Source organism: Roseateles sp. L2-2 (assembly GCF_050613215.1).
In the GTDB taxonomy this organism is placed as follows: domain Bacteria; phylum Pseudomonadota; class Gammaproteobacteria; order Burkholderiales; family Burkholderiaceae_C; genus Roseateles; species Roseateles noduli.
In genome coordinates this window covers 1973562-1996344 of sequence record NZ_CP192509.1, presented here as the reverse complement: position 1 = coordinate 1996344, position 22783 = coordinate 1973562, and the positions used below count along the sequence as shown (strand labels likewise).

At 68.1% G+C, this 22783-nt stretch carries 18 protein-coding genes; 5 read left to right on the top strand and 13 right to left on the bottom strand.

Annotated features, from left to right (window positions below; all coding sequences use genetic code 11):
• The first annotated feature begins 34 nt into the window (after positions 1-34).
• Together ACQZ13_RS09080 and kduD are read left to right on the top strand one after the other, a co-directional pair.
• On the top strand, positions 35-2572 hold the full coding sequence (locus tag ACQZ13_RS09080) for a TonB-dependent receptor (RefSeq protein WP_431051200.1): 2538 nt from the start codon (positions 35-37) through the stop codon (positions 2570-2572).
• A gap of 2 nt (positions 2573-2574) precedes the next feature.
• Positions 2575-3354 carry a 2-dehydro-3-deoxy-D-gluconate 5-dehydrogenase KduD gene (gene kduD, locus ACQZ13_RS09075; protein WP_431051198.1) on the top strand — a complete coding sequence of 260 codons (780 nt, stop codon included), beginning with the start codon at positions 2575-2577 and terminating at the stop codon, positions 3352-3354.
• A gap of 111 nt (positions 3355-3465) precedes the next feature.
• Here kduD and ACQZ13_RS09070 read toward each other — a convergent pair whose 3' ends face one another.
• A complete protein-coding gene (locus tag ACQZ13_RS09070; RefSeq protein ID WP_431051196.1) occupies positions 3466-4323 on the bottom strand; it encodes a hypothetical protein in 858 nt (285 codons plus the stop codon).
• 78 nt (positions 4324-4401) lie between these two features.
• Positions 4402-6126 carry an ATP-binding protein gene (locus ACQZ13_RS09065; RefSeq protein WP_431051194.1) on the bottom strand — a complete coding sequence of 575 codons (1725 nt, stop codon included), beginning with the start codon at positions 6124-6126 and terminating at the stop codon, positions 4402-4404.
• Positions 6127-6407: 281 nt separating this feature from the next.
• Between ACQZ13_RS09065 and ACQZ13_RS09060 the strand changes: the two genes are divergently transcribed.
• A complete protein-coding gene (locus tag ACQZ13_RS09060) occupies positions 6408-6908 on the top strand; it encodes a hypothetical protein (RefSeq protein ID WP_431051192.1) in 501 nt (166 codons plus the stop codon).
• 228 nt (positions 6909-7136) lie between these two features.
• Here ACQZ13_RS09060 and ACQZ13_RS09055 read toward each other — a convergent pair whose 3' ends face one another.
• From ACQZ13_RS09055 to ACQZ13_RS09035, 5 genes are all read right to left on the bottom strand, one after another.
• Positions 7137-7931, bottom strand: coding sequence for a hypothetical protein (locus ACQZ13_RS09055; protein WP_431051190.1), 795 nt, complete (start codon positions 7929-7931; stop codon positions 7137-7139).
• Between the two features lie 302 nt (positions 7932-8233).
• Positions 8234-9127, bottom strand: coding sequence for an SDR family oxidoreductase (locus ACQZ13_RS09050; RefSeq protein ID WP_431051188.1), 894 nt, complete (start codon positions 9125-9127; stop codon positions 8234-8236).
• A 75-nt stretch (positions 9128-9202) separates the two neighbouring features.
• Positions 9203-10186 (bottom strand): glutathione S-transferase family protein, encoded by a 984-nt coding sequence (locus ACQZ13_RS09045; protein ID WP_431051185.1) that lies wholly within the window; start codon positions 10184-10186, stop codon positions 9203-9205.
• Positions 10183-10656 carry a GNAT family N-acetyltransferase gene (locus ACQZ13_RS09040; protein ID WP_431051183.1) on the bottom strand — a complete coding sequence of 158 codons (474 nt, stop codon included), beginning with the start codon at positions 10654-10656 and terminating at the stop codon, positions 10183-10185. The genes ACQZ13_RS09045 and ACQZ13_RS09040 overlap by 4 nt, the downstream gene beginning before the upstream one ends.
• Complete coding sequence (locus tag ACQZ13_RS09035; protein ID WP_431051181.1) at positions 10656-11675, bottom strand: NADP-dependent oxidoreductase; 1020 nt, start codon at positions 11673-11675, stop codon at positions 10656-10658. Before ACQZ13_RS09035 ends, ACQZ13_RS09040 begins: the two co-directional genes overlap by 1 nt.
• Positions 11676-11929: 254 nt before the next feature.
• Between ACQZ13_RS09035 and ACQZ13_RS09030 the strand changes: the two genes are divergently transcribed.
• Positions 11930-12712, top strand: a complete 783-nt coding sequence (locus ACQZ13_RS09030; protein ID WP_431051179.1) for a hypothetical protein — start codon at positions 11930-11932, stop codon at positions 12710-12712.
• Between the two features lie 21 nt (positions 12713-12733).
• Here ACQZ13_RS09030 and ACQZ13_RS09025 read toward each other — a convergent pair whose 3' ends face one another.
• The 6 genes from ACQZ13_RS09025 to ACQZ13_RS09000 all read right to left on the bottom strand — a co-directional run bounded on the left by ACQZ13_RS09025 (position 12734) and on the right by ACQZ13_RS09000 (position 20081).
• A complete protein-coding gene (locus ACQZ13_RS09025; protein ID WP_431051177.1) occupies positions 12734-13186 on the bottom strand; it encodes a PaaI family thioesterase in 453 nt (150 codons plus the stop codon).
• 24 nt (positions 13187-13210) lie between these two features.
• Positions 13211-14002: an SDR family oxidoreductase gene (locus ACQZ13_RS09020; protein ID WP_431051175.1), complete on the bottom strand. Its 792-nt coding sequence runs from the start codon at positions 14000-14002 to the stop codon at positions 13211-13213.
• A gap of 68 nt (positions 14003-14070) precedes the next feature.
• On the bottom strand, positions 14071-15981 hold the full coding sequence (locus ACQZ13_RS09015; protein ID WP_431051173.1) for an acyl-CoA dehydrogenase: 1911 nt from the start codon (positions 15979-15981) through the stop codon (positions 14071-14073).
• A gap of 27 nt (positions 15982-16008) precedes the next feature.
• Positions 16009-17184 carry an acetyl-CoA C-acyltransferase gene (locus ACQZ13_RS09010; RefSeq protein WP_088403468.1) on the bottom strand — a complete coding sequence of 392 codons (1176 nt, stop codon included), beginning with the start codon at positions 17182-17184 and terminating at the stop codon, positions 16009-16011.
• 28 nt (positions 17185-17212) lie between these two features.
• A complete protein-coding gene (locus tag ACQZ13_RS09005) occupies positions 17213-19309 on the bottom strand; it encodes a 3-hydroxyacyl-CoA dehydrogenase NAD-binding domain-containing protein (protein ID WP_431051171.1) in 2097 nt (698 codons plus the stop codon).
• Positions 19310-19529: 220 nt separating this feature from the next.
• Positions 19530-20081, bottom strand: a complete 552-nt coding sequence (locus tag ACQZ13_RS09000; protein WP_431051169.1) for a hypothetical protein — start codon at positions 20079-20081, stop codon at positions 19530-19532.
• A gap of 694 nt (positions 20082-20775) precedes the next feature.
• Between ACQZ13_RS09000 and ACQZ13_RS08995 the strand changes: the two genes are divergently transcribed.
• Positions 20776-22722 (top strand): hypothetical protein, encoded by a 1947-nt coding sequence (locus ACQZ13_RS08995; protein ID WP_431051167.1) that lies wholly within the window; start codon positions 20776-20778, stop codon positions 22720-22722.
• Positions 22723-22783: the final 61 nt, after the last annotated feature.

The window sequence follows — 22783 nt, the reverse complement described above, 5'->3', positions numbered from 1 at the left end:
CCGAACAGGCACCCAAAAAAAATGGAGACAGGCAATGAAGAGGTTCGTACCCGGAAGGACGCCGATCGCCGTCGCACTGCTGGCCCTGGCCGCGCAGTCGGCACAGGCGCAGCAGGCGCAACAGACGACGGAGGCAGCCGCCAAGGCCCAGGCAGTTGCGCAGGCCGACACCAAGGCCGACACCAAGGCCGATGCAAAGGCCGACACCAAGGCTGATCCGACTCAGGCCGCCAAGTCCAAGGAAGACGCCAGGCCCAAGGACGATCCACCGGCGGAGCGGCCGCAGCTGGAGCGTGTCGAGGTCACCGCGAGCAAGCGCGTGGAGCGGCTGGAGAGCGTGCCGCTGGCGATCTCGGTCTTCACCAGCGAGCGGCTGGAGCGCAGCAACGTGCGCTCGCTGGAGGACGTCATCGAGCTGACGCCCGCGCTGACGGTCACCTACGGCTCCACGCCCGCCAACAACGGCCTGAACATGCGCGGCATCGGCACCTCGTCGATCGGCATCGGGGTCGAGTCGGACGTGTCGGTCATCATCGACGACGTCCCCATGAGCGCGCAGTTCATGGCTTTCCGCGATCTCGCCGACGTGCAGCGGGTCGAGGTGCTGAAGGGCCCGCAGAGCACGCTGTTCGGCAAGAGCGCCATCGCCGGCGCGATGCTGATCACGACCAAGCCCATCGGCGGCGCGCTGCGCGGCGACGCCAGCGCCTTCATCACCGACGACGGGGAGAAGCGGCTGCGCGTCTCAATGGGCGGCGAGATCGCGCCGCGGCTCGGCCTGCGCATCGCCGCGGCCGGCAGCGAGTTCGACGGCAACCTCAACAACCTGGCCACCGGCAAGAAGGTCAACGGCAGCCGGGACCGCACCCTGATGATGAAACTGGCGTGGCATCCGACGGACGAGATCGACGTCGAGCTCACGCCGACCTACAACAAGACCCGCAACGACTGCTGCACCTACGCGCTGACCAGCTTCGGAAACCTGCAGAGCGGCTACCTCAGCGGCGTTGCGGCGTTGCCCGCCTCGCGGCTGCTGGCCGGCATCACGCCCGGACCGGCCAATCGCGACGTGCGCATGGACTCGGCGACGGGCATCGAATCCGAGACCAAGGGCGCCTCCCTGCGCATCAACTACGCCGCGCCCAACGGCATGGCGCTGACCTCGATCACCTCCACGCAGCGCTACACGGCCAACGACTACCGCGACCAGGACTTCACCGACGTCCACACGCTGCTGTACTTCCCGATCGCGCCGGGCAAGTCCACCGTCGGCCGCGACGCGGGCTACGTGCAGTACGGGACCTACAAGATCGACTCCCGGACGCAGGAGCTGCGCCTGACCTCGTCGGACACCGGCAACCTGCGCTACGTGGCCGGACTCTGGTGGGCCAGCACGGAGATCGATCGCACCTTCGTGCGCGGCTTCGACGGCATCGCGCTGTCCACCCCGATCGCGTACTTCGGCGACACCTCCAACCGCAACACTGCGATCTACGGCCAGGCGTCCTGGGAGTTCCGCCCTGGCACCACGCTGGTGGCGGGCCTGCGCCAGAACCACCAGGTGTCGGGTTACGGCCTGACCCTGGGCAATCCGCCGCCGGCCGACTTCACGCCAACGGCCTCCTATTCGAGCCGTCACAACAAGGAGGACTCGACCACCGGCAAGCTCAGCCTGCAGCACCAGTTCACGCCGGGCGTGATGGCCTACGTGATGACCTCGACCGGCTACAAGGGCAAGGCCTACGACATCACCAGCGGCCTGACCGCGCAGACGGCCGCGCAGCAGCCGGTGCCCTCGGAATCGGCGCGGCACTGGGAGCTGGGGATGAAGGGCAACTTCTTCGCCAACCGGCTGACGGTCAACCTCGCGGCCTTCGACACGCGGTTCAAGGACTACCAGCAGAACTCGGGCGGCTACCTGCCGGGCACCTCGACCTACGTGACGCGCCTGAGCAGCATAGGCGGCGTGCAGACGCGCGGGCTGGAGATGGACGTGGCGGCGCTGGTCACGCCCGACTTCATCGTCAACGCCGACGTGGCCTACACCCGCGCGACGGTCTCCGACTGGCCCAACGCGCCCTGCTACAACGTGGGCGGCACGGCCAACGGCGGCTTCAACCCCGAGTGCATCCGCAACAACCCCGTCTACGGCGGGCAGAACACGCAGGACCTGGCCGGCGGCGTCATGCCCAATGCGCCGCGATGGAAGCTGGGGCTGTCGGGACGCTACGACCTCGCGCTGACCGACGCCCCCTTCAACCTGTTCTTCAGCGGCAACCTGCGCCACCGCGGCGAGGTGCAGACCAACATCAACCAGGATCCGTCGCTGATCTCGCCGGCGGTGACCGTGGTCAACGTCGGCTTCGGCCTCAAGGCCAAGGGCGGCCGCTACCAGATCGGGCTGTTCGTCAACAACCTGTTCGACCGCCACTACGCCAACACCGGCTTCACCGGCCTGGGCACCTGGCGCGTGAATCCGACCAACAGCGGCCCTTCCCAGCCCCACACCACCTGGACGCCGGCGCGGGATGCCTTCCGCTACACGGCGCTCCGCCTGGACGCGAAGTTCTGATCATGAGCCAGCACCCTCTCTTCGATCTCGCCGGCCGCACGGCCGTCGTCACCGGCTGCAACACCGGCCTGGGCCGCGCCATGGCCCTGGGCCTGGCCCAGGCCGGGGCCGACATCGTCGGCATCAACCGCTCCGATCCCGGCGACCTGCCGGCGGCGGTGGGCGCCCTCGGCCGGCGTTACGTGGACCTGAACGCGGACCTCGGCACCGGCCTGTCGGACCGCGGCGATGCGGTCGATCTCATCGACGCCGCCGCGGCCGCGGTGAACGGGCGCATCGACGTGCTCGTCAACAACGCCGGCATCATCCGGCGCCAGGCCGCCATCGACTTCACCGAAGCCGACTGGGACGAGGTCATGGCGGTCAACCTCGGCGCCGTGTTCCGGCTGTCGCAGGCGGCGGCGCAGCGCTTCGTGACGCAGGGCTCGGGCGGCAGGATCGTCAACGTCGCGTCCATGCTGTCCTTCCAGGGCGGCGTGCGGGTCCCGTCGTACACGGCCAGCAAGAGCGGCGTGCTCGGGCTGACGCGCGCGCTGGCCAACGAATGGGCGCCGCTGGGCATCAACGTCAACGCGATCGCGCCGGGCTACATGGCGACCAGCAACACCGCGGCGCTGCGCGAGGACGCCCAGCGCAACGAGGCCATCCTGGCGCGCATCCCGGCGGGACGATGGGGCGATCCGCAGGACCTGTCGGGGGCGATCGTGTTCCTGGCGTCGGACGCCGCGCGATATGTGCACGGGCACACGCTGGCGGTGGATGGCGGGTGGTTGGCGCGTTAGCTGCAATGTTTCATTGCCTGTGCCGAACGTGGAGCTGATCGCATATCCGCTCTCTCGCAGGCACTGCTTCTCCGAATGCAGATGAGCCGTTTCCGATGTTGCTCTGCCAGCTCAATCGAGCATGCCTGTGGGTGTTCTCGCAACCTCGCCGGAGCGACAGTGCGTAGCGAAAGACATCCCGTTCTTCTCAAGAAAGGCGGAAAGACGCTTGCTACTGCCTTCCCTGGGCCACCCGACCAGTTCGTCGGTCACCTTGCCACGTCGCAGCACACGAAAGGTCGGGGTCTCGAACGTCGCGAACGAGCCCAAATCGGCCCAGTCCCTGACGAACCGCAAAGCGAGTGTGTCGTGCGTTGTTGCCCATCGCTCGAACACCTCATTGCTGAAGTTTCCCTCGACTGTGCCGGCCCAGAAGGAGCATTCGTGCATGAAGCTGGCTAACACCGGGTCCGTCGCGATGTCAGCGGTAAGCCGCTTGCACACACCACACAACGGATGGAAGACAACGACCAACGTGGGGTCCTCTGCCGGAGCTACGGTGGCTTGCCTCAGTTCGTTCTTCTTGAAGTCCAGGGTCCAGAACGGAAAGCCATCTCCATTGGCAGCGACAGAGTTCTTTGGAAGGGTGATTCCCTCCAGCAATTGAGCCGGTATCCGCTTTGATTGCCGATACATCTCAACGCGCGAGAAACGCCATGTTCTCAGCTCCAGATGCAAGAGCATTCGCCAGTCTGATGGCAGAACCAATCCTCTGTCCGAGAAGATGTCGAAGCGCTCCTCAATGCTCTTCAGCTGATCAGACGAAACTTCGCGTACCTCGAAAGCGACGCTGTTCAACTCTTCTCTGAGCGATTCGAGGCCGGAGGCATCTGCGTGGCTCGAAGCGGTCTGCGCGAGCAGAAGGGTCGGACAGAGGAGAAGAGCCCACACGGCCAGCGACACGCTCAGCTTTGCGAATACAGATCTCATGATTCCCTTGCATTGCAACGAACAGACGCGGCTCACATCGCTCGTCGCAACGTAGAGGACCCCAGATGTGCTGGCTCGCTAGGCCGCGGCCGGCACCGCCGGCAACTCCAGCGTGAACCGCGATCCTTGACCGCTTTCGCTGTCGACGAGGATGCGCCCGCCCATGCGCTCCATCAGCTGCTTGCAGATCACCAGCCCGATGCCGTGCCCGGGCTGATCGACGCGGCCCAGCCGGTTGAAGGGCTGGAACAGCTGCGAGCGCTGTTCGGCGCTCAGCCCGATGCCGTTGTCGGCGACCTCGATGCGGAAGCCGCGCGGTTCCGCGCAGGCCCGCACCTTCACCCAGCCGCCGCGGCGGTTGTACTTGATGGCGTTGGAGATGAGGTTGTGCAGCACCTGCTCCAGCCGGATCGGATCGGCCTGGACGAGCGGGAGGGTGCTGTCCTCCTCCGGCGTCATCCCGACCTGCAGGTCCACGCCGGCCGCGACCGCCGCCGGCTGCGCGAGCTCCACCACGCGGCGCAGCAACGGCCCCGCCTGCAGCGGCAGCGACTGCACGCTGAGGGTGTTCGCCTCGACGCGCGACAGCGTCATCATGTCCTCGATCAGCACCAGCAGATGCTTGGCCGCCTCATCGATGTGTTTGATCCGCGACTGCTGGACATCGTCCAGCGGCCGCTTGGGATCGTGGGCCAGCAGCTGGCTGAAGCCCAGCACCGCGTTCAGCGGCGTGCGCAGCTCATGGCTGGCCTGGGACAGGAATTCGCTCTTGGTCTTGCTCGTGACCTCGGCCAGCTCGCGGGCCCGGTCCACGTCCTGCAGCCGCATGCGCTCGCCGAGTTCGCGTTGCAGCAGCTCGCCGCGCAGGCGCACCTGGCGCTGCAGCGCGCGGTTCCAGAGCAGCGCCACCCCGAGACCGACGATCACCAGCCCCAGCGCGATGCCCACGCCCCACAGCGCCCGGCGCTGCCAGCGCATGGTCGCCGTGTCCTGCGTGATCCAGCGGTCGGCGATGGCCTGGCGCTCGCTCTCGCCGATGCGCGTCAGCGCCTTGTCCAGGATGCGGCCCAGCATCGGCCAGTCGCGCCGGTAGCCGATGCCCAGGCCGTACGCGAAGCCGATGTCGTCCACCACCCGCAGGTTGCCGATGCCGTCGCGCCGCATCAGGTAGGTCGCACCGGCCAGGTCCACCACCGCCGCGCCGACCTCCCCGCCGGCCAGCCGGCGCAGCACGGTGCGGTCGTCGACCTCGACCTGCAGCGGGTTGGTCGCGTAGCGGTCGCGCAGGAACTCCGCCACCGCGTAGCCGCGCGCCACCGCGACCGGTTCGCCGGGCCGCAGCGGATCGTCGCCCGCGCCGGCGCGTCGCAGCAGCACCGCGGGCACCGTGACGTAGGGGCGGGTGAAGCCGAAGCGCTGGGTGCGCTCCGCGGTCTCGCGCAGGGACATCTGCACGTCCAGCGTGCCGGCGGCCAAGGCGTCGAGGTTGTCGGCGAAGGTCCGCGGCGGCTGGAATTCGAAACGCAGCCCGGTGAGCTCCGACAGGCGCCGCGCGTAGTCGAGCGAGAGGCCGGTCATGCGGCCTTCCTCGTCGACGTAGGTGAACGGACCGTAGCTGGCCGAGCCGCCCACCCGCAGCACCGGATGCTGCGCCACCCAGGCGCGCTCCTCGGCCGTCAGCCAGTCGCGCGGGTCCGCGTGCCCCTGCCCCGCCAATGCCAGCCACGCTGCGACGACGGCCGCCAGGATCGGCAGCAGGCGCGGCAGGACGCGGAGGAATCGGGGGAGTGCGAACGGGACCACGGAGCCATTGTGGGCCCGCCTCCCCCTTTGGAGGGGAAGGACTCTCCCGCATCCAGGGTGGTCCCCCCTGTCAGAAGTGTCAGGTGTCGCCGACACCGGCCCGTGAGCAGGACGACCTCCGCCGGGCAGGTCGGCCGAGCCGAGGTCGAAGCAAGTTCAACTCAGGACTCTTGCCCACTCGACCCTTAACCGGCTTCGAAACGCTGAGCGCCGGGAGGCAGGTTGAGGGAGCCATCCGCGCCCTGTAGAGTGGCTTCTCGACGACGAATGAGGAGGTGTCGATGACAAAGAAGGTCAGACCGAACGCCCATATCTGGATGCACGCGGAGCAGTTCTACAACGCGGCTGAGCTGATGTGGCAAGGCGATGTGGTCCGACTCAGCTTGCCTATGGTGGTCAATTACTCGCTTGCTGCCGAACTGGCCATAAAGTCTGCCGAGGGCGTCACAACGCTTGGCGATGCTGCGAACATGATCGTTGATGGTCAAGTGGTGGCGAGCGTCATCGGCGCTGCCACCTTGGGTTCGGCTGTGCATGGCCATGGTTTAGCAGCCGTGTTCAGCAAACTCCAGCAAGCTGCGCAGACCGACATTGCTCAGAAGTTCAAGACAGCCACTGGTGAGGAGTTGGCTCCGTTGTTGACCATGTGTGCTGACTACTTCGTCAACGCTCGCTACGCCTACGAGATGAAGGCAGGCTTATACAACATTGGCGCTGTCCGCACGCTCGCTGACGGACTGCTCAAAGCTGTGATGGCCCACGGACTGAACAAGCCGAACTGAGCCAGCCCGTGAAAGAAGAATCGACCGGCGAGAAGCTCGAAGCGCTGTCGACTTCATCAGCTGTTCGCGTCTTCGATGACCAACTCAAGCAACTCACGGGCAGCCGCTTGCTTCTCCATGACGTTCTCTCGCTTCGGAGAGTTCTGCGTTTGGAATCTCGGCCCCGCCTTAACGCAGCGACGGCTCACCTGAGCCGTCGGGCCATCGCTCCATTCCGCCGTCCGAATCCTAACGACCATCAGTTATCGCTCGCACAAGTGCATTCGGCAACGGGCACTTGTCGAAATCACGCGCGAAGCAGTAGCGACTGCTCGCCCGTAGCGCTAGGTGGTTGATCTTCGAAACCCCATTCAAATCTAGGCTTCGATCCGGCATTTGCGCGGCCAAATAGACGGCCGGAGCCACAGGCAGCAGGGCCGGGTCGACAAGCGCATCGGCGACCACGAACTCGCAGTCGACCGCTCGCAACACGCCCCAGCGTACAGCGTGCCAACCCATACACCATGCTGTGTCAAGCTGTCTCAGCAGTTGAATTCCCGCGATCACCCGCCCCGGAAAGAAACCGTCTGGGCGCACGAACGAGATCCCCATCGCCTCCAGTCGCTCCTGTTCGTCGCGGTCTAGCGTGGGGTCAGGCGTCAACCCGTGAGCCATCACATCGGCCACTGGCTCGGCAGCCGCAGCGCGGCGAAGCTGCCACAGCAAGAACATATCCGTGATCGCCTTGTGCTGATCAGGTTTCACGACGGCGCCGTTGTCGCGCGCCAATGCTTCGGCGATTGGCTGAAACTGGTCCTCTATGTTCTTCCCCAGCGCCATCTCCGCTTTCTGGTCCCACGAGCGGATCGTGCAGAAGAGTGGGTCAGTTGGTTTGAGCCAACCTTCGCGGGCCTCGGCGGAGAAGCGTACGTGGACCCGACCACTGTCCGCTGCAAACCTAGCTATCGAGCGACGCGGCAGCAAATGCTGATAGACGGTCAATCGATGTGGATTGCCGGGTTGAGGGAGATCTCGAAAGGCCATGGGTGTTTGACGGACCGCTCATTGTCGATGTCTGGCGGCAAGCTGATAGATATGGGCCAAGGGGGGCGCTCTGATATCGAAACGCCGCCCATCAAGGCCGTAGCAAAGCATCCGGGCCCAAACCGGTGCGAGTGGCTCACTTTTGTCGTTGAACGGAGATGGGCCCAAGTTTGATCACTCTGCCGCTGTCTAGCTGGGTGTGAACTTGCATCACGCCGGCCCTTTGCCACCAGCACGTCTGAATGTAGCCGCCGGCCCCCTGTGCGCAGGTCGATCTCCGCCGAACAGCTCGGGCCGGCAGGTTAGCCCCGCAGCGACGCCTTCAGCTTCTGGCCGATCTCCGGCTTGTCCGCGAACGGATCGGTCGGGTTGCGCAGCTGCATCACGTCCTCCAGCCGCGTCTGCACCGCCTTGAGCGCCTGCGGGTGGCTGAAGATGTAGAAGCGCTCCTCGTCCAGCGCCTCGAACACCATGCGGGCGACGTCCGCCGCCGTCAGCTTGCCGGAGCTGACCGCCTTGTCGGTCATCGCCTGCGAGATGAGCTGGCTCTTGGTCGGCTTGTCGGCGACCAGCTCGCCCGGACGGTTGCGGTGGCTCTGCGTGATGCCGGTGGGCACGAAGAACGGGCACAGCACCGACGCGCGGACCTGGTCCGTCACCAGCGCCAGGTCCTGGTACAGCGTCTCGCTGAGCGAGACCACCGCGTGCTTGGACACGTTGTAGACGCCCATGTTGGGCGGATTCAGCATGCCGGCCATCGAGGCGGTGTTGACGATGTGGCCCTGCCACGCGGGATCCTGGGCGGCGGCCTCCAGCATCATCGGCGTGAACAGGCGGACGCCGTGCACCACGCCCATCAGGTTGACACCCAGGACCCAGTCCCAGTCGGCGAGCGAGTTCTCCCAGATCAGCCCGCCCGAGCCGACGCCGGCGTTGTTGAACACGAAGTGCGGCGCGCCGAAGCGCTCCTTCACCGCCGCCGCCAGCGCTTCCATCTGGTCGGCCTTGGACACGTCCACGCGGCGCGCCAGCACCGGATGCGCGGCGAACTCCGACGCGGCCTTGTCGAGCGCGTCCTGCTGCACGTCGCACAGCACCAGGTTCATGCCGCGCGCGGCGGCGATGCGCGCCACCTCGAGCCCGAAGCCCGAGCCCGCGCCGGTGATCACCGCCGCCTTGCCTTGATAGTCCTTCATGCGCTTGTCTCCTTGATCTTCGATGTCTTGTGGGCTCGTGGGCTTATGGGCCCGAGGGCTCATGGGCCGGACGGACTACGCCGCCCGCAGCGAGTAGCGGATGCGCGGGAAATGCACGTGCACACGGCCCGCGCGGTCGTCCTCGCGCGCCAGCGTCACCGAGCGGCAGCTCAGGCCCACCAGCGTGCCGGCTACCGCGTCGCGGGCGTAGTCGTACGGCGTGACCGTCACGGCGTCGCCGGCGGCGAAGCCCAGGCCCTCCTCGACCACCGCGGGACGCGGCGTCGACGCCTTCGCCAGCGCGATCGCCGCGGCGCCGTCGAGCTTGCCGGCGCGTCCGCCGTGCCCGATCGCGGCCACGCGGCCCATCCAGGCCCGCAGCGCCTCATGCGGCTGGAAGATCTCGGCCAGCGGTCCGGTCCGGGTCACGAACCACAGCGGGTGGTACACGCTGAGGTCGGCGATGCTGGTCTGGTCGCCGAGCAGCCAGGGCCGGCCGTCGGCCAGCATGCCCGACAGCCAGTCGAGGTACTGCGTCAGCGCCGCGCCGGCGTCGACGCCGCGCATCTGCGGCATGCCTTCGCTCATCGCCTTGCGGTCGGCGACGAAGATCTTGAGCATGTCCGGCGGCGCGCCGGCGAACAGCGCGGTCGCGCCCGCCGGCTGCATCGCGTAGGGCAGCGCGGTCCAGAACAGGTCGGTGTCGGCCCATTGCGCCAGCGTGCGCGCATGGCCGGCGACGGCCGCGGGGAACAGGCTGGGCGTCGGGCGGCGCTCTTCCAGCACCTCGGCGATCAGCGCGGTGTCGCAGTAGATGTCGGCACCCAGCTGCAGGAACGGCGTGCGGCGGTAGCCGCCGGTCAGCGCCACGACGTCGGGCTTGGGCAGCACCATGGGCACCGTCACCGAGTGCCACGGCAATCCCTTCAGGCCCAGCATCAGCCGCGTCTTCTCCGCGAAGGGCGAGCTGCTGTAGTGGTGCAGGACGAGGTCGTCGGCCGAGGGCGTGCCGGCCGGATTCGAGGCGTCACGTGCGGCGTCGCGTTGGGGTTCGCTCATGGCGTCGCCTCCTTGCGCATGTCGATGTGGGGGATGCCGTCCTCGTCGTAGACGTCCGAGATCGGTGTGAAACCGAAGCTGCCGTAGAACTCGCGCAGGTGGGCCTGCGCGCCGAGCTCGATCGGCTGGCCGGGCCAGAGCTTCTGGCACTCGCGCAGCGCCTGGCTCATCAGCGCGCGGCCCAGGCCGCCGCCGCGCGCGCCGGGCGCGGTGATCACGCGGCCGATGCGCGCGCTGCCGTCGCCGATCGACGGGGGCAGCAGCCGCGCATAGGCGAAGAGCTCGTCGCCGCCGGCGACGCCCTGCCCCACCCCCTGCAGATGCCACGCGTGCTCGTCGAGCCCGTCGGGATCGAGGTAGATGCAGCGCTGCTCGATGACGAAGACCTCGGCGCGCAGTCGCAGCGCGCGGTACAGGCCGCGCACGCCGAGCTCGTCGAAGGGCTGGCAGATCCAGCGGGGGCCGGCCATCAGACCAGCTTCACCAGCTGCTTGCCGAAGTTGCGGCCCTTGAGCAGCCCCAGGAAGGCCTCGGGCGCGTTCTCGATGCCCTGCGCGACGCTTTCGCGGAACTTCAGCTTGGCCGTAGCGACCAGCGTGCCCAGTTCCTTCAGCGCCTCGGGCCAGACCTCCATGTGCTCGGAGACGATGAAGCCCTCGACCTTCATGCGGTTGGTGAGGATCAGCTGCGGGTAGGTCAGCGGGATCGGTTCGCCGTTGTAGCCGGCGATCATCCCGCACATGGCCACGCGGCTGAACGCGTTGGCGCGCAGCATCACCGCGTCGAGGATCATGCCGCCGACGTTCTCGAAGTGGCCGTCGATGCCGTCCGGGCACTCGGCCTTGAGCGCGGCGGACAGCGACTTCAGGTCGGCGTGCTGCTTGTAGTCGATGCAGGCGTCGAAGCCGAGTTCCTCGACGACGTAGCGGCACTTGTCCGCGCCGCCGGCGATGCCCACCGCGCGGGCGCCGCGCACCTTGGCCAGCTGGCCGACGGCGCCGCCCACCGCGCCGCTGGCGGCGCTGACGACCACCGTCTGGCCCGGCTTCGGATCGATGATCTTCACCAGGCCGTACCAGCCCGTCACGCCGGGCATGCCGACCGCGCCGAGGTAGGCCGACAGCGGCACGTGCGTCGTGTCGACCTTCTGCAGCACGCCGCGCTGGTTGGCGTCGACGAGCTGGTACTCCTGCCAGCCGCCCATGCCCACGACCTTGTCGCCGACGGCGAAGTGCGCGTTCTTCGACGCGACCACCTCGCCCGCGGTGCCGCCGATCATCACGGCGTCCAGCGGCTGCGGCGCGGCGTAGCTCTTGCTGTCGTTCATGCGGCCGCGCATGTAGGGATCCAGGCTCAGGTAGTGGTTGCGGACCAGCACCTGGCCGTCGGCGAGTTCAGGAATCGCCTGCTCGACCAGCTTGAAGTTGTCAGTGCCGGGCTCGCCGGTCGGGCGGGAGGCGAGATGGATCTGGCGGTTCTTTTGGCTCATCGAAGGCTCCTCGGTCAATGTCGGCCACGTCGGTGCATGGCGCGTGGAACGGGATCGACGGGCGCGGACGCCCCGATCCGTGACGGAATGCCGACGATTGAACCATGACCCCCGCCCCCCTCACGTCCCTCGGGTGACAGAAAAGAACGAGCGTGCTTTTTCAAGGATGACGACTGAAAACTGACCTATCCGAGCCAGCAACCGTCGACGGGAGGGTGTCACTGAGCATCCTTCCTCCAGCTTTGGTCGACGCCATGTCCCTCATCCGCCGCTCGCACCTCCCGTCGTTCCTGTTCTCGACGCCGCCGCTGCCGAAGGCGCCGACGCATCCGGCCGTCCAGGACTGGCTCCGCGGCGAACTGCTGTACACCTCGCATGCCAAGAGCCTGAATCACGTCGCCCGGCTGTTGGAAAAGGCGCTCGCGCGCCCATCGGACACCCTGGATCTGTCCACCGCCTCGACCATGGCGCTGGACAAGGTGACGCCCTATCTGATGCAGCGCGTGGCGGAACAGGTCCGACACCTGCGGCTGCCGGACGACTGTCCGCTGGACGTGGCCGCGCGATGGTCCCGGGAACTCCCTGGCGTGGAGATCACGCCGGCTTGCCTCGCGCCGAAGTCGCTCGGCCGGACCGCCTTCATCCGTCGGGGCGGTCATGGGCCGAGGGCCGGACGTGTCGCGCACCCGGTCGAGCCGCCGCGCCTGCCGGGCAAGGAAGGATCGCCGCCGTCCAGTCCCCTGCTGGAGGCGGCGCAGGCGCTGCGTCCGATGCGCGCCTGGCTGAACCTGTGCGCGAACGGGGAGGGGCAGGACAGCCGCACCGCGCTGAGCGCCGTCAATGCCGACCTGCTGGCGAAGGCGCTGGTGCAATCGCCGCCCCTGTTGACCGCCAGCGAGAAGCTGGCCGTCTACGGCAGCCGCGGCCTGCTCGCCGCCCGCCAGCCGGGCTTGCCGCTGATCCTGACGGTCGATCAGGCCGAGAAGGTCTCCCAGGCCATCGAGACACTGGAACGAGGCGCGGCACGGGCCGGATGAACGCTGGCGGCCGGACCGACTTCAGTCCTCAGTCCGCTGCAGCGCCTTGAGGCTGCGGCCCTTCCCGGGCAGCGCCTTCAGATACTTGAAGGTCCCGGTCGCGTGCGCGCAGAGCTTGCCGTCCTCGCCGTAGACCGAGCCGTCGCAGAAGGCCATCGTCGTCGAGCGGTGCAGCAGCCGGCCGACCGCGCGCAGCGCCCCCTCGCCGGGGCGCATGAAGCTGGTCTTCATCTCCACCGTGACCACGCCGGGGCCGAAGCCCGGCTGGTCGCGGTGCACGCTGCGCGCCGCATGCGCCATCGCCACGTCCAGCAGCGTCATCAGCACGCCGCCGTGCGCCACCTCCCACGAGTTCAGATGCAGCTCGCGGATGTCGACCCGCAGCTCGGCCTCGCCGTCGTCGATGCGCGTCAACTCGAAGCCCAGTTGCTGGACGAAAGGGATGTGGACGGGGAACTTCAGCGGCTCGGACATCGGAATGGGAATGCTAGGTGGCGATCAGCTGCCGTGGACTGCGGAGACGCCGCCGTCGACCGCGAGGATCTGTCCGGTGATGTGCTTCCCGGCGCGGCTCGCGAACAGCAGGGCGGCGCCCTTGAGGTCCTCATCATCGCCGATGCGCTTGAGCGGGGCGTGTTCGGCGAGCTTGTCCTCGCCGATCGCCGCCATCAGGCCCTTGGTCATCTTGCTCGGGAAGAAGCCCGGCGCCAGCGCGTTGACGGTGATGCCGTGCACGCCCCATTCGCCGGCCAGCGCGCGGGTGAAGTTCACCGCCGCGCCCTTGCTGGTGTTGTAGGCGATGGTCTTCATCATGCCGCTGTTGCCGCCCAGGCCGGCGATCGAGGCGACGTTGATGATGCGGCCCGACTTGCGCGGGATCATGCTGCGCCTGGCGACCTCCTGGCTCATCACGAACAGGCTGCGGATGTTGAGGTCCATCACCTTGTCCCAGGCCTCGACCGGATGGTCCTCGGCGGGGGCGCCCCAGGTCGCGCCGGCGTTGTTGACCAGGATGTCGATCTTGCCGAGCTTCGCCAGCGTCTGCTCGACGATGCCGCGCGCCTGGACCTCGTCGGACGCGTCGGCGGCGACGAACTGCGCCGCGATGCCGCGCGCCTTCAGGTGCGCCACGGCTTCCTCGAGGTCGGCCGCCTTGCGCGAACTCAGCATCAGCGTCGCGCCGGCTTCGCCGAGCGCCTCCGCGATCTGCAGCCCGAGGCCGCGCGATCCGCCGGTCACCAGCGCCACCTGGCCGGTGAGGTCGAAGAGGTCTTGTACCTTGCTGCTCATCGTCGTCTCCTTGATGTTCTCGATGTCGGTCGTGTTGCCGAGGCCGTCGTCGACGGCAGCGGCGGAAGTCAGAACCAGGCGTCCTGCATCTCGCGCGTGAGCGCCTCGCGCCGCGCGACCACGCCCAGCCAGGCGTGGATCTTCGGCAGCTCGTAGGCGAAGAAATAGCGCTGCGCGGCGCGCTTGCCGCGGGCGAAGTCGTCATCCCGGCCGTCGAGCGCGAGCGCCACGTCCAGCCACACCCACGCCAGCACCGTGTGCCCGAAGGCCTGCAGGTAGGGCGTCGCGTTGGCGAGCGCCGCCTCCGGCTCGCCGGTCGACCAGGCCTTCTTCGTCGCGCCGCCGACGGCCGCCAGCGCCGCGCCGAGCTCGTTCGCCGCTTCGGCAAGACCCGGCACCTGGCCGGCGCGCTGCGCCGTGTCGCTGATGCGCGCGGCCAGCGCCATCAGCGCCTGTCCGCCATCCATCACGACCTTGCGGCCCAGCAGGTCCAGCGCCTGGATGCCGTGCGTGCCCTCGTGGATCATGTTCAGGCGGTTGTCGCGCCAGTACTGCTCCACCGGGAAATCGCGCGTGTAGCCGTAGCCGCCCAGCACCTGGATGGCGAGCGAGTTCGCCTCCAGGCACCACTCGCTGGGCCAGCTCTTGGCGATGGGGATGAGCACCTCCAGCAGCCGCTTGGCCGCGGCCACTTCGTCTTCCGACCCGGTGTGCTGCTCGTCGACCAGACGAGCGCAGAACAGCTCCAAGGCGAGTCCGCCCTCGACGTAGCTCTTCTGCGCCAACAGCATGCGCTTGACGTCGGCGTGCTCGATGATCAGCGCCTGCGGACGCGCCGCGTCCTTGAAGGTCGTGAGCCCCCGGTCGCCCGCTACGCGGTCTCCGCCCCCCGAGGGGGTCTCGCCTGCTCGGGACGGCCCGTCGCTGGCTCGCGCCGCGACCGGCCTCCCTTGCGGACGCTGGCGGGCGTACTCGAGGCTCGCCTCATAGCCCGCGTAGCCGAGCATCACCGCGCCGAGACCGACGCCGATGCGGGCCTCGTTCATCATGTGGAACATCTGGCGCAGGCCGTCGCCGGGCTTGCCGACGAGGTAGCCGATCGCGCCCTTCTTCCCGCGAGGCGTCTGACGCCCTTCGCCGAAGTTGAGCAGGCAGTTGGTCGTGCCGCGGTAACCGAGCTTGTGGTTCAGGCCCGCGAGCGCCACGTCGTTGCGCTCGCCGGTGAGCTGCCCTGCCGTATCGACCAGGTGCTTGGGCACGATGAACAGCGAGATCCCCTTGGTGCCCGGCAGCGGCTTGCCGTCGGGGCCGGGGATCTTCGCCAGCACGAGGTGGACGATGTTCTCGGTGATCTCGTGCTCGCCGCCCGAGATCCACATCTTGTTCCCGGTGAGCCGGTAGCGCGGGCCGAGCGGATCGGCCTCGAAGTCGGCGCCGTCGCCGTCCTGATCGGGATCGGCGCGGGTGGCGACATCGGACAGCGACGACCCCGCCTGCGGTTCCGACAGGCACATGGTGCCGAACCAGCGGCCGGACAGCTCGTTCATCGCGAAGACCTCGCGCTGCGTGTCCGTGCCGTGCGCCATCAGCAGGTTGGCGTTGCCGTTGGTCAGCATCGCGTAGCCGCCCAGGGACACGCTGGCCTTGCTGAAAAAGCAGTTGGCGGCCATCTCGACCACGCAGGGCAGTTGCATGCCGCCGTGTTCGTAGTCCTGCGCCGCGGCCAGCATGCCGGAGCCGACGTAGGCGGCGAGCGCCTCGTGCGTCGCCTTGGGCAGGTGCACGCGCTCGCCGTCGAAGCGGGGCTCCTCGGTGTCGGCCAGGCGGTTGAACGGCGCGAACTTCTCGCGCGCGATCTTCTCGCAGGTGTCGAGCACCGCGTCGAAGGTCTCCCGCGAGTGCTCCGAGAAGCGCTCGCGCCGGCCGAGGTCCTGCACCTTCAGCCAGTCGTAGAGGAAGAATTCCAGCGTCTGGCGCATGCGGACCTCAGCGGTGACGTTGAACGATCAGAGGACTTCGAAGACCCCGGCGGCGCCCATGCCGCCGCCGATGCACATGGTCACGCACACGCGTTTTGCACCGCGACGCTTGCCTTCGATCAGCGCGTGGCCGGTCAGGCGCTGGCCCGACACGCCGTACGGATGGCCGAGCGCGATCGCGCCGCCGTTGACGTTCAACTTCTCCATCGGGATGCCGAGCTTGTCCGCGCAGAACAGCACCTGCACCGCGAAGGCCTCGTTGAGTTCCCACAGGTCGATGTCCGAGACCTTCAGGCCCAGGCGCTTGAGCACCTTGGGCACGGCGAAGACGGGGCCGATGCCCATCTCGTCGGGCTCGCAGCCGGCGACCGCGAAGCCGAGGAAACGACCCAGCGGCTTGAGGCCCTTCTTCTCGGCGTAGAACTCGCTGACGATGGCGCAGGCGCCGGCGCCGTCGCTGAACTGGCTGGCGTTGCCGGCGGTGACCACGCCGCCGGGCGTGGCCGTGCGGATGTCCTTGATGCTCTCGTAGGTGGTGCCCACGCGCAGGCCTTCGTCGACGGAGACGGTGGTCTCCTTCGTCATCATGCCGCGCACCTTGTCGGCCACGCCGGCCATCACGGTGATGGGCACGATCTCGGCGTTGAACAGGCCTTCGGCCTGCGCCGCGCAGGCGCGCTGCTGGCTGGCCGCGCCGTAGCGGTCCATGCGCTCCTTGGGGATCTTGTAGCGCTGGGCGACGTTCTCGGCCGTCTGCAGCATGGACCAGTAGATCTCGGGCTTGTGCGCCGACAGCCAGCTCTCATGGATCATGTGGCGGTTGGCCTCGTTCTGGACGCAGGAGATGCTCTCCACGCCGCCCGCGACGAACACGTCCGCCTCGCCCGCGATGATGCGCTGCGCGGCCGTGGCGATGGTCTGCAGCCCGCTGGAGCAGAACCGGTTGATGGTCTGCCCGGCGACGCTCACCGGCAGGCCGGCGCGCAGCGCGATCTGGCGCGCGATGTTGCTGCCGGTGGCGCCCTCGGGCGTGGCGCAGCCCATGAGGACGTCCTCGACCTCGCCGCCCTCGATGCCGGCGCGCTCCAGCGCCGCGCGCACCACGTGGCCGCCCAGCGTCGCGCCGTGGGTCATGTTGAACGAGCCCTTCCAGCTCTTCGCGAGCGGGGTGCGGGCCGTGGAAACGATCAATGCCTTGCTCATTCTTTTCTCCTGATGCGGTGCCGCGGGGTCAGTCGTTGAAGCCCTTGCCCTGGTCGGCCAGGCGCTGCAGCAGCGGCGCGGGCTCCCAGAACTTGCCGTCGTCCAGCGGGTTCTTGGCGAAGCGCTTCATCGTCTGCACCACGTTGTAGAGGCCGATCTCGTCGGCGTAGCACATCGGGCCGCCGCGATGCAGCGGGAAGCCGTAGCCGGTCAGGTAGACCATGTCGATGTCGGAGGCGCGCTGCGCGATGCCTTCCTCCAGGATCTTGGCGCCCTCGTTGACCAGCGCGAACACCAGGCGGTTCACGATCTCCTCGTCGCTGATCTTGCGCGGCGTGATGCCCAGCGCCGAGCGGTGCATGTCGATCATGCCCAGCACGGTCTTGGACGGGATGGCGTCGCGCTTGCCGGGCAGGTAGTCGTACCAGCCGGCGCCGGTCTTCTGGCCGAAGCGGCCCATCTCGCACAGCAGGTCGGCGGTCTTGGAGTAGCGCAGGTCCGGCTTCTCCAGGTAGCGGCGCTTGCGGATGTACCAGCCCACGTCGTTGCCGGCCAGGTCGCCCATGCGGAACGGGCCCATCGCGAAGCCGAAGCGCTCCGCGGCCTTGTCCACCTGCTGCGGCGTGCAGCCCTCCTCCAGCAGGAAGCCGGCCTGGCGGCTGTACTGCTCGATCATGCGGTTGCCGATGAAGCCGTCGCACACGCCCGAGACCACGCAGGTCTTGCGGATCTTCTTGCCCAGCGCCATGACCGTGGCCAGCACGTCCTTGGCGGTGGCCGCGCCGCGCACCACCTCCAGCAGCTTCATCACGTTGGCCGGGCTGAAGAAGTGGGTGCCGATGACGTCCTGAGGACGCTTGGTGAAAGCGGCGATCTTGTCGACGTCCAGCGTCGAGGTGTTGCTGGCCAGGATCGCGCCGGGCTTCATCACCTCGTCGAGCTGCTTGAACACCTTCTCCTTGACGTCGATGTCCTCGAACACGGCCTCGATGACCAGGTCGGCCTGGCCGATGTCGGCGTACTTGAGCGTCGTGTCCAGCAGCGCCATGCGCTGCGCGTACTTGTCTTCCTTGAGCTTGCCCTTCTTGATCTGCGCCTCGTAGTTCTTGCGGATGGTGGCGACGCCGCGGTCCAGCGCCTCCTGCTTCATCTCGAGGATCGTCACCGGGATGCCGGCGTTCAGGAAGTTCATCGCGATGCCGCCGCCCATCGTGCCGGCGCCGATGATGGCGACCTGCTCGATCTTGCGCAGCGGCGTGTCCGAGGGCACGTCGGGGATCTTGGCGGCGTCGCGTTCGGCGAAGAAGGCATGGCGCAGCGCGGCCGATTCCGGCGTCAGCATCAGCTGCTGGAAGGCGTCGCGCTCGGCGCGCATGCCGTCCTCGAACTTCATCGAGACCGAGTTGGCCACGGTCTCCACGCACTGCAGCGGCGCGGGGAAGTGCTTGGACATCGCGCCGACGGTGTTGCGCGCGAACTGGAAGTAGGCCTGGGCTTCCGGATGCTGCGCCTTGATGTCGCGCACGCGCGGCAGCGGGCGCTTGTCGGCGATGCTCATCGCGAACTGGACGGCGCCGTCGATGAGGTCGCCGTCGATGACCTTCTGGAACAGCACCTGGCCGGGGACCTGGGCGAGCAGTTCGCTGGCGACCGGCTCGCCGCTGACGATCATGTTGAGCGCGGGCTCCACGCCCAGCGCGCGCGGCAGGCGCTGCGTGCCGCCGGCGCCGGGCAGCAGGCCCAGCTTGACCTCGGGCAGCGCGACCTTGGCGCCGGGCGCGGTGACGCGGTAGTGGCAGCCCAGGGCGAGCTCCAGGCCTCCGCCCATGGCGACGCTGTGGATCGCGGCGACGACCGGCTTGGTGCAGGATTCGACGCGGGTGATCAGCGAGCCGAGGTTGGGTTCGGCCAGCGCCTTGGGCGAGCCGAACTCGCGGATGTCGGCGCCGCCGGAGAAGGCCTTGCCGGCGCCGGTGATCACGATCGCCTTGATGGCGGGATCGTTCTCCGCCTGCTCGACGCCGTCGGCGACGGCCAGCCGCGTGGCGTGGCCCAGGCCGTTGACCGGCGGATTGTTGAGCGTGATCACCGCGACCTGACCGCGGACTTCGTAGCTGGCACCCATGCTGGTTCCTTCCGATGCTGAAAGAGTCGACTCGCCGCGGCCGCGCATCTCCCGAAGACCGCCGACGAAAAGAACGATCGTTCGATTCTAGGCAGCGGCGAGGCGCGCGGATTGTCTCTGCTGTGACAGGGCGCTACGGGGGGAAGTGCGGGGGCGGCGTCCGGCGTGCGACGCGTGCATCGGAAGGCAGCGAGGGCCCCGGATCGGACTCAGAACGGATTCAGAACGGCTTGTCGAGCTGCGTCGGCATGAAGCCGCGCGAGTGGGGGTCGTTCGGATCTTCGTCCTGGATCTCGGTCCGGGCGAAGCCGCCGTCGGCACGACCGTGGGTGCGGTCGTTGCGCGCGAGCGCGGCGTCGACGCTCGACACGGTGGGCGCGGGGGCTGGCGCAGGCGCCGACGCGCCACGGGGCTTCTCCATCGGCCGGAACGCAGGCAGCGGCGTGGGGGCGCTGATCGGCGAGACCGAGTCCAGCGGCAGCATGGAGTCGGTAGCGCCGTAACCCGAGTCATGCGGCGCGGCCACCGCCAGCTTGCGACGCAGCCGTTCGACGGTGAGCCGGAGTTCGCCCAGCTCCATCTGCTGGCGCTCGATCTGGCGACGCGCCTGCGTGGTCTGCTCGTTGAGCAGCAGGCGCGAGGACTCGATCCGGTCGATCAGCCGCCGCGCGCGCTTGAGCTTGGGCCACCACCAGCCGCTGGCGGCGACGCCGCCGACGGCCAGTCCGGCCAGCGTTCCGAGGGCCACCATCCATGGCTGCACCGAATTCATGGGGGGATCCCTGTTCTTGTTTCCTGCCGGCCAATGTAGTCCGGCCTACCTCCGAAGGGGAATGGCCGGCCACCCGGATCAGGGGACGGCACAACGCCGCGCAGGGACCATGAACGTGGGGGGTGGGGATGTCGGGATCGGGGCGGGCAGCCCGAAGATCTCTCCCCTCCCCCTTGATTCCAGCCCCATTCCGACCTTCACCGGGACGCAACGACTACCGGACGGACGCGCTCACCGAGGCCATCCGCCTCGGCGATGCCTGCCTGTCGACCGGCGCCGCGAATGTCCGGCGCCCACGCTCCGCCGAGGAACTCGCCGCGCTGCGCGAACTGACGCAGTGGGCCCTCCAGGGCAGCGATCCAAGACAGCGCGCCGCCTTCGTCGAGGCGCTGCGCGCGCCGCAGTGGCGCGACGGTCTTCCCATCGTCCGCTGGCACGAACCCGAAGACTATGACCTTGGGCCGCTCACTTCGCACCTGACCTCGACGAGATCGAATCGCTCGTCGAGGCAGGCGCTCGGACCTCCAGCCACTCCTTGCGCACGTAGGCGTTCGCGCGAAGGTCTGCGGGCGCGCCTTCGAACACGATGCGGCCGTGGTCCGCCGTCAATGCTCAATTCGCGAAAGACGATGCCATGTTCGTCTCGCACGCCGACTGACCGGTCCGACAACGGCCACGCTGGAGACCCCGACTCATGACGTTTCCCATCCACGCCCATCAGCCGGGCACCGCCGCGACGAGCGACGACGTCGACTTCGACAGAACCCCGGCCCAGGACTATCCGGCCGACCCCTATCGGATCTATCCGGGACCGCTCCCCCCCGATGAGCTGGCGAAGCTCGACCGGATCGAACGAGGCGAGAGCGCCTCCTCGAGGATGAAGCACCTGTGGCAACGGCTGACCACCATCGGACACGCCAAAGCGGGCAATCGGCTCGACCGAGCACTGACAGCAGCGGACATCGAGATGCTGCACGAGGTCCCGCTGGGTCTGCTCTGCACCAAGGACCGCCAGAGCGTGAGCGACCTGCGCGCATACGGCGCCGGAACGTTGGACCACCTCCCCCGGAACTTGGACGTGCGGCGGGCATTCACCCTGCTGAAGCCTCGGCTGCAGGCTGCCATGGATCTCCCGGCATTCCTGGCGGTGGCGCTGGCAGGCCTGGCCCGGTGGGAATCCGAACCGGGCCCGCCCGGGCAATCGAGCGCGCGGGCCCGGGGTGCCGATGCCGTGCGCGAGGCGATCGACCTGACCGCCCCTTACACCGATCGTCAGACGCTGCACGATATCGAGATCGGCAAGTCCCATGCCCCCCCGTCACGCGATGTGGCGCTCCCTCCGCCGTCGTTGCTGAAGCACCTGAAATTCGTAGGCAACAACCTCGTGATGGACCTCGGCGATGCCCGCCCCGTCGATGGCAAGGCCTTCCGCAGCTCGGCGGAGTTCCTGAAGGTCCGCAGTCTGACGATGATGGCGACGTCGGACGAGCCGTCACCCTCGACCTGGATACCCGCCACCGTTCGCACGGTCCACCTGACAGGCGACGGCGGTGATCGAAGCAACGCGGTGACGTTGACGAAGGCGCTTGTCGCGCAGGCACCGGCCACGCTCGAGGATATCTTCACGCCCCGGCTGATGCTTGAAGAGTTCGACACGGCGATGCCGGATTGGTCGCGTCGAGGGCGGGTCCTGTCCCGGGTGCGCGCGCTCGGCTACCCCGTCTGCCTGCGCCGATTCCTGCCGAAGGGAAGCACGCTGGGCGAACAGTGGTGGCGTCGCGTGTGCGATCGTCCGGGGGCCGCGGAGTTCTCGCGGTTCCTGACCTCGCTCGATATCAGCCTGACCGCGCTCGGTCAACTGCCGCAAGACACAGCGCGGCGCCAGCAGTGCGCGACTCAGGTGCAACGGTTGATCCGCGCCCTCACGGCGGCCCCGGAGCTGCTGGATGAGCTGCAGGCAGACCTGGCCGTCGCCGCCCCCTGCGTCGACGCGAAGATGCTGCTCCTCAATCAGTTCGACCTGTACCTCTTCCCTGACATCGCTGCGCAGGAACCCGCCGGCGCGCTGGTTCGCATGGCCCTGTTCCAGGCCGTCGATCGTCACGTCGCCCTGACGGACGACAGAGCGGAAAACATCGAGCGCGGGCAGGCGCTGCGGGCGCTCGTCGACTTCCGCCTCGCGGCGCTTGCCCGCAAGCGCTTCCAGCACACGCCGCGCCCCTGGTACCGGAAGATCGCCGGCATGAACGCTGTGTCCTGGTTCCGCCCCAACGCCGGTCCCGCTTCCAGTGACTGGCCGCCGGAAATGCACAAGGCCGTCGACAGGATCCTCGGCGAGCAGGTCCGCGCCGGCTTCCCGGAGGTGCGCGAACTGCTGTCGGCCGCCAGTGGGCCGATCGCGCGTGTGGCCGACCGCCTGCGCGAGGATCCCGCCTATCGGAAGGCCAGATTGGCATGGGAAGCCGCCTTCCTCGAGGCGGGCGAGCGCGCGGAAAGTGCCCATGCAATGCCCGAGGATCAAGAGCGCTATGCCCGGCTCCAGGCTGAGATGCCCGACAGGCAGGCGCAGCATCAGCTGGCGCTCATGAAGGAATGGCTAGACCCGTTGCGCAAGGCGTACCCGATGTCCGGCCGCGCTTGAGGTCTCACACCTCCGGCCAGTCCTTGCACACGCGGGCGTTCGGCCGCAGGTCCGTGGGCAT

Excerpts from the sequence above, each read along its gene's own strand:
- ACQZ13_RS09080 (WP_431051200.1), top strand. The coding sequence starts at position 35 with ATGAAGAGGTTCGTACCCGGAAGGACGCCGATCGCCGTCGCACTGCTG.
- kduD (WP_431051198.1), top strand. The coding sequence starts at position 2,575 with ATGAGCCAGCACCCTCTCTTCGATCTCGCCGGCCGCACGGCCGTCGTC.
- ACQZ13_RS09070 (WP_431051196.1), bottom strand. The coding sequence starts at position 4,323 with ATGAGATCTGTATTCGCAAAGCTGAGCGTGTCGCTGGCCGTGTGGGCT.
- ACQZ13_RS09060 (WP_431051192.1), top strand. The coding sequence starts at position 6,408 with ATGACAAAGAAGGTCAGACCGAACGCCCATATCTGGATGCACGCGGAG.
- ACQZ13_RS09055 (WP_431051190.1), bottom strand. The coding sequence starts at position 7,931 with ATGGCCTTTCGAGATCTCCCTCAACCCGGCAATCCACATCGATTGACC.
- ACQZ13_RS09050 (WP_431051188.1), bottom strand. The coding sequence starts at position 9,127 with ATGAAGGACTATCAAGGCAAGGCGGCGGTGATCACCGGCGCGGGCTCG.
- ACQZ13_RS09045 (WP_431051185.1), bottom strand. The coding sequence starts at position 10,186 with ATGAGCGAACCCCAACGCGACGCCGCACGTGACGCCTCGAATCCGGCC.
- ACQZ13_RS09040 (WP_431051183.1), bottom strand. The coding sequence starts at position 10,656 with ATGGCCGGCCCCCGCTGGATCTGCCAGCCCTTCGACGAGCTCGGCGTG.
- ACQZ13_RS09035 (WP_431051181.1), bottom strand. The coding sequence starts at position 11,675 with ATGAGCCAAAAGAACCGCCAGATCCATCTCGCCTCCCGCCCGACCGGC.
- ACQZ13_RS09030 (WP_431051179.1), top strand. The coding sequence starts at position 11,930 with ATGTCCCTCATCCGCCGCTCGCACCTCCCGTCGTTCCTGTTCTCGACG.
- ACQZ13_RS09025 (WP_431051177.1), bottom strand. The coding sequence starts at position 13,186 with ATGTCCGAGCCGCTGAAGTTCCCCGTCCACATCCCTTTCGTCCAGCAA.
- ACQZ13_RS09020 (WP_431051175.1), bottom strand. The coding sequence starts at position 14,002 with ATGAGCAGCAAGGTACAAGACCTCTTCGACCTCACCGGCCAGGTGGCG.
- ACQZ13_RS09015 (WP_431051173.1), bottom strand. The coding sequence starts at position 15,981 with ATGCGCCAGACGCTGGAATTCTTCCTCTACGACTGGCTGAAGGTGCAG.
- ACQZ13_RS09010 (WP_088403468.1), bottom strand. The coding sequence starts at position 17,184 with ATGAGCAAGGCATTGATCGTTTCCACGGCCCGCACCCCGCTCGCGAAG.
- ACQZ13_RS09005 (WP_431051171.1), bottom strand. The coding sequence starts at position 19,309 with ATGGGTGCCAGCTACGAAGTCCGCGGTCAGGTCGCGGTGATCACGCTC.
- ACQZ13_RS09000 (WP_431051169.1), bottom strand. The coding sequence starts at position 20,081 with ATGAATTCGGTGCAGCCATGGATGGTGGCCCTCGGAACGCTGGCCGGA.
- ACQZ13_RS08995 (WP_431051167.1), top strand. The coding sequence starts at position 20,776 with ATGACGTTTCCCATCCACGCCCATCAGCCGGGCACCGCCGCGACGAGC.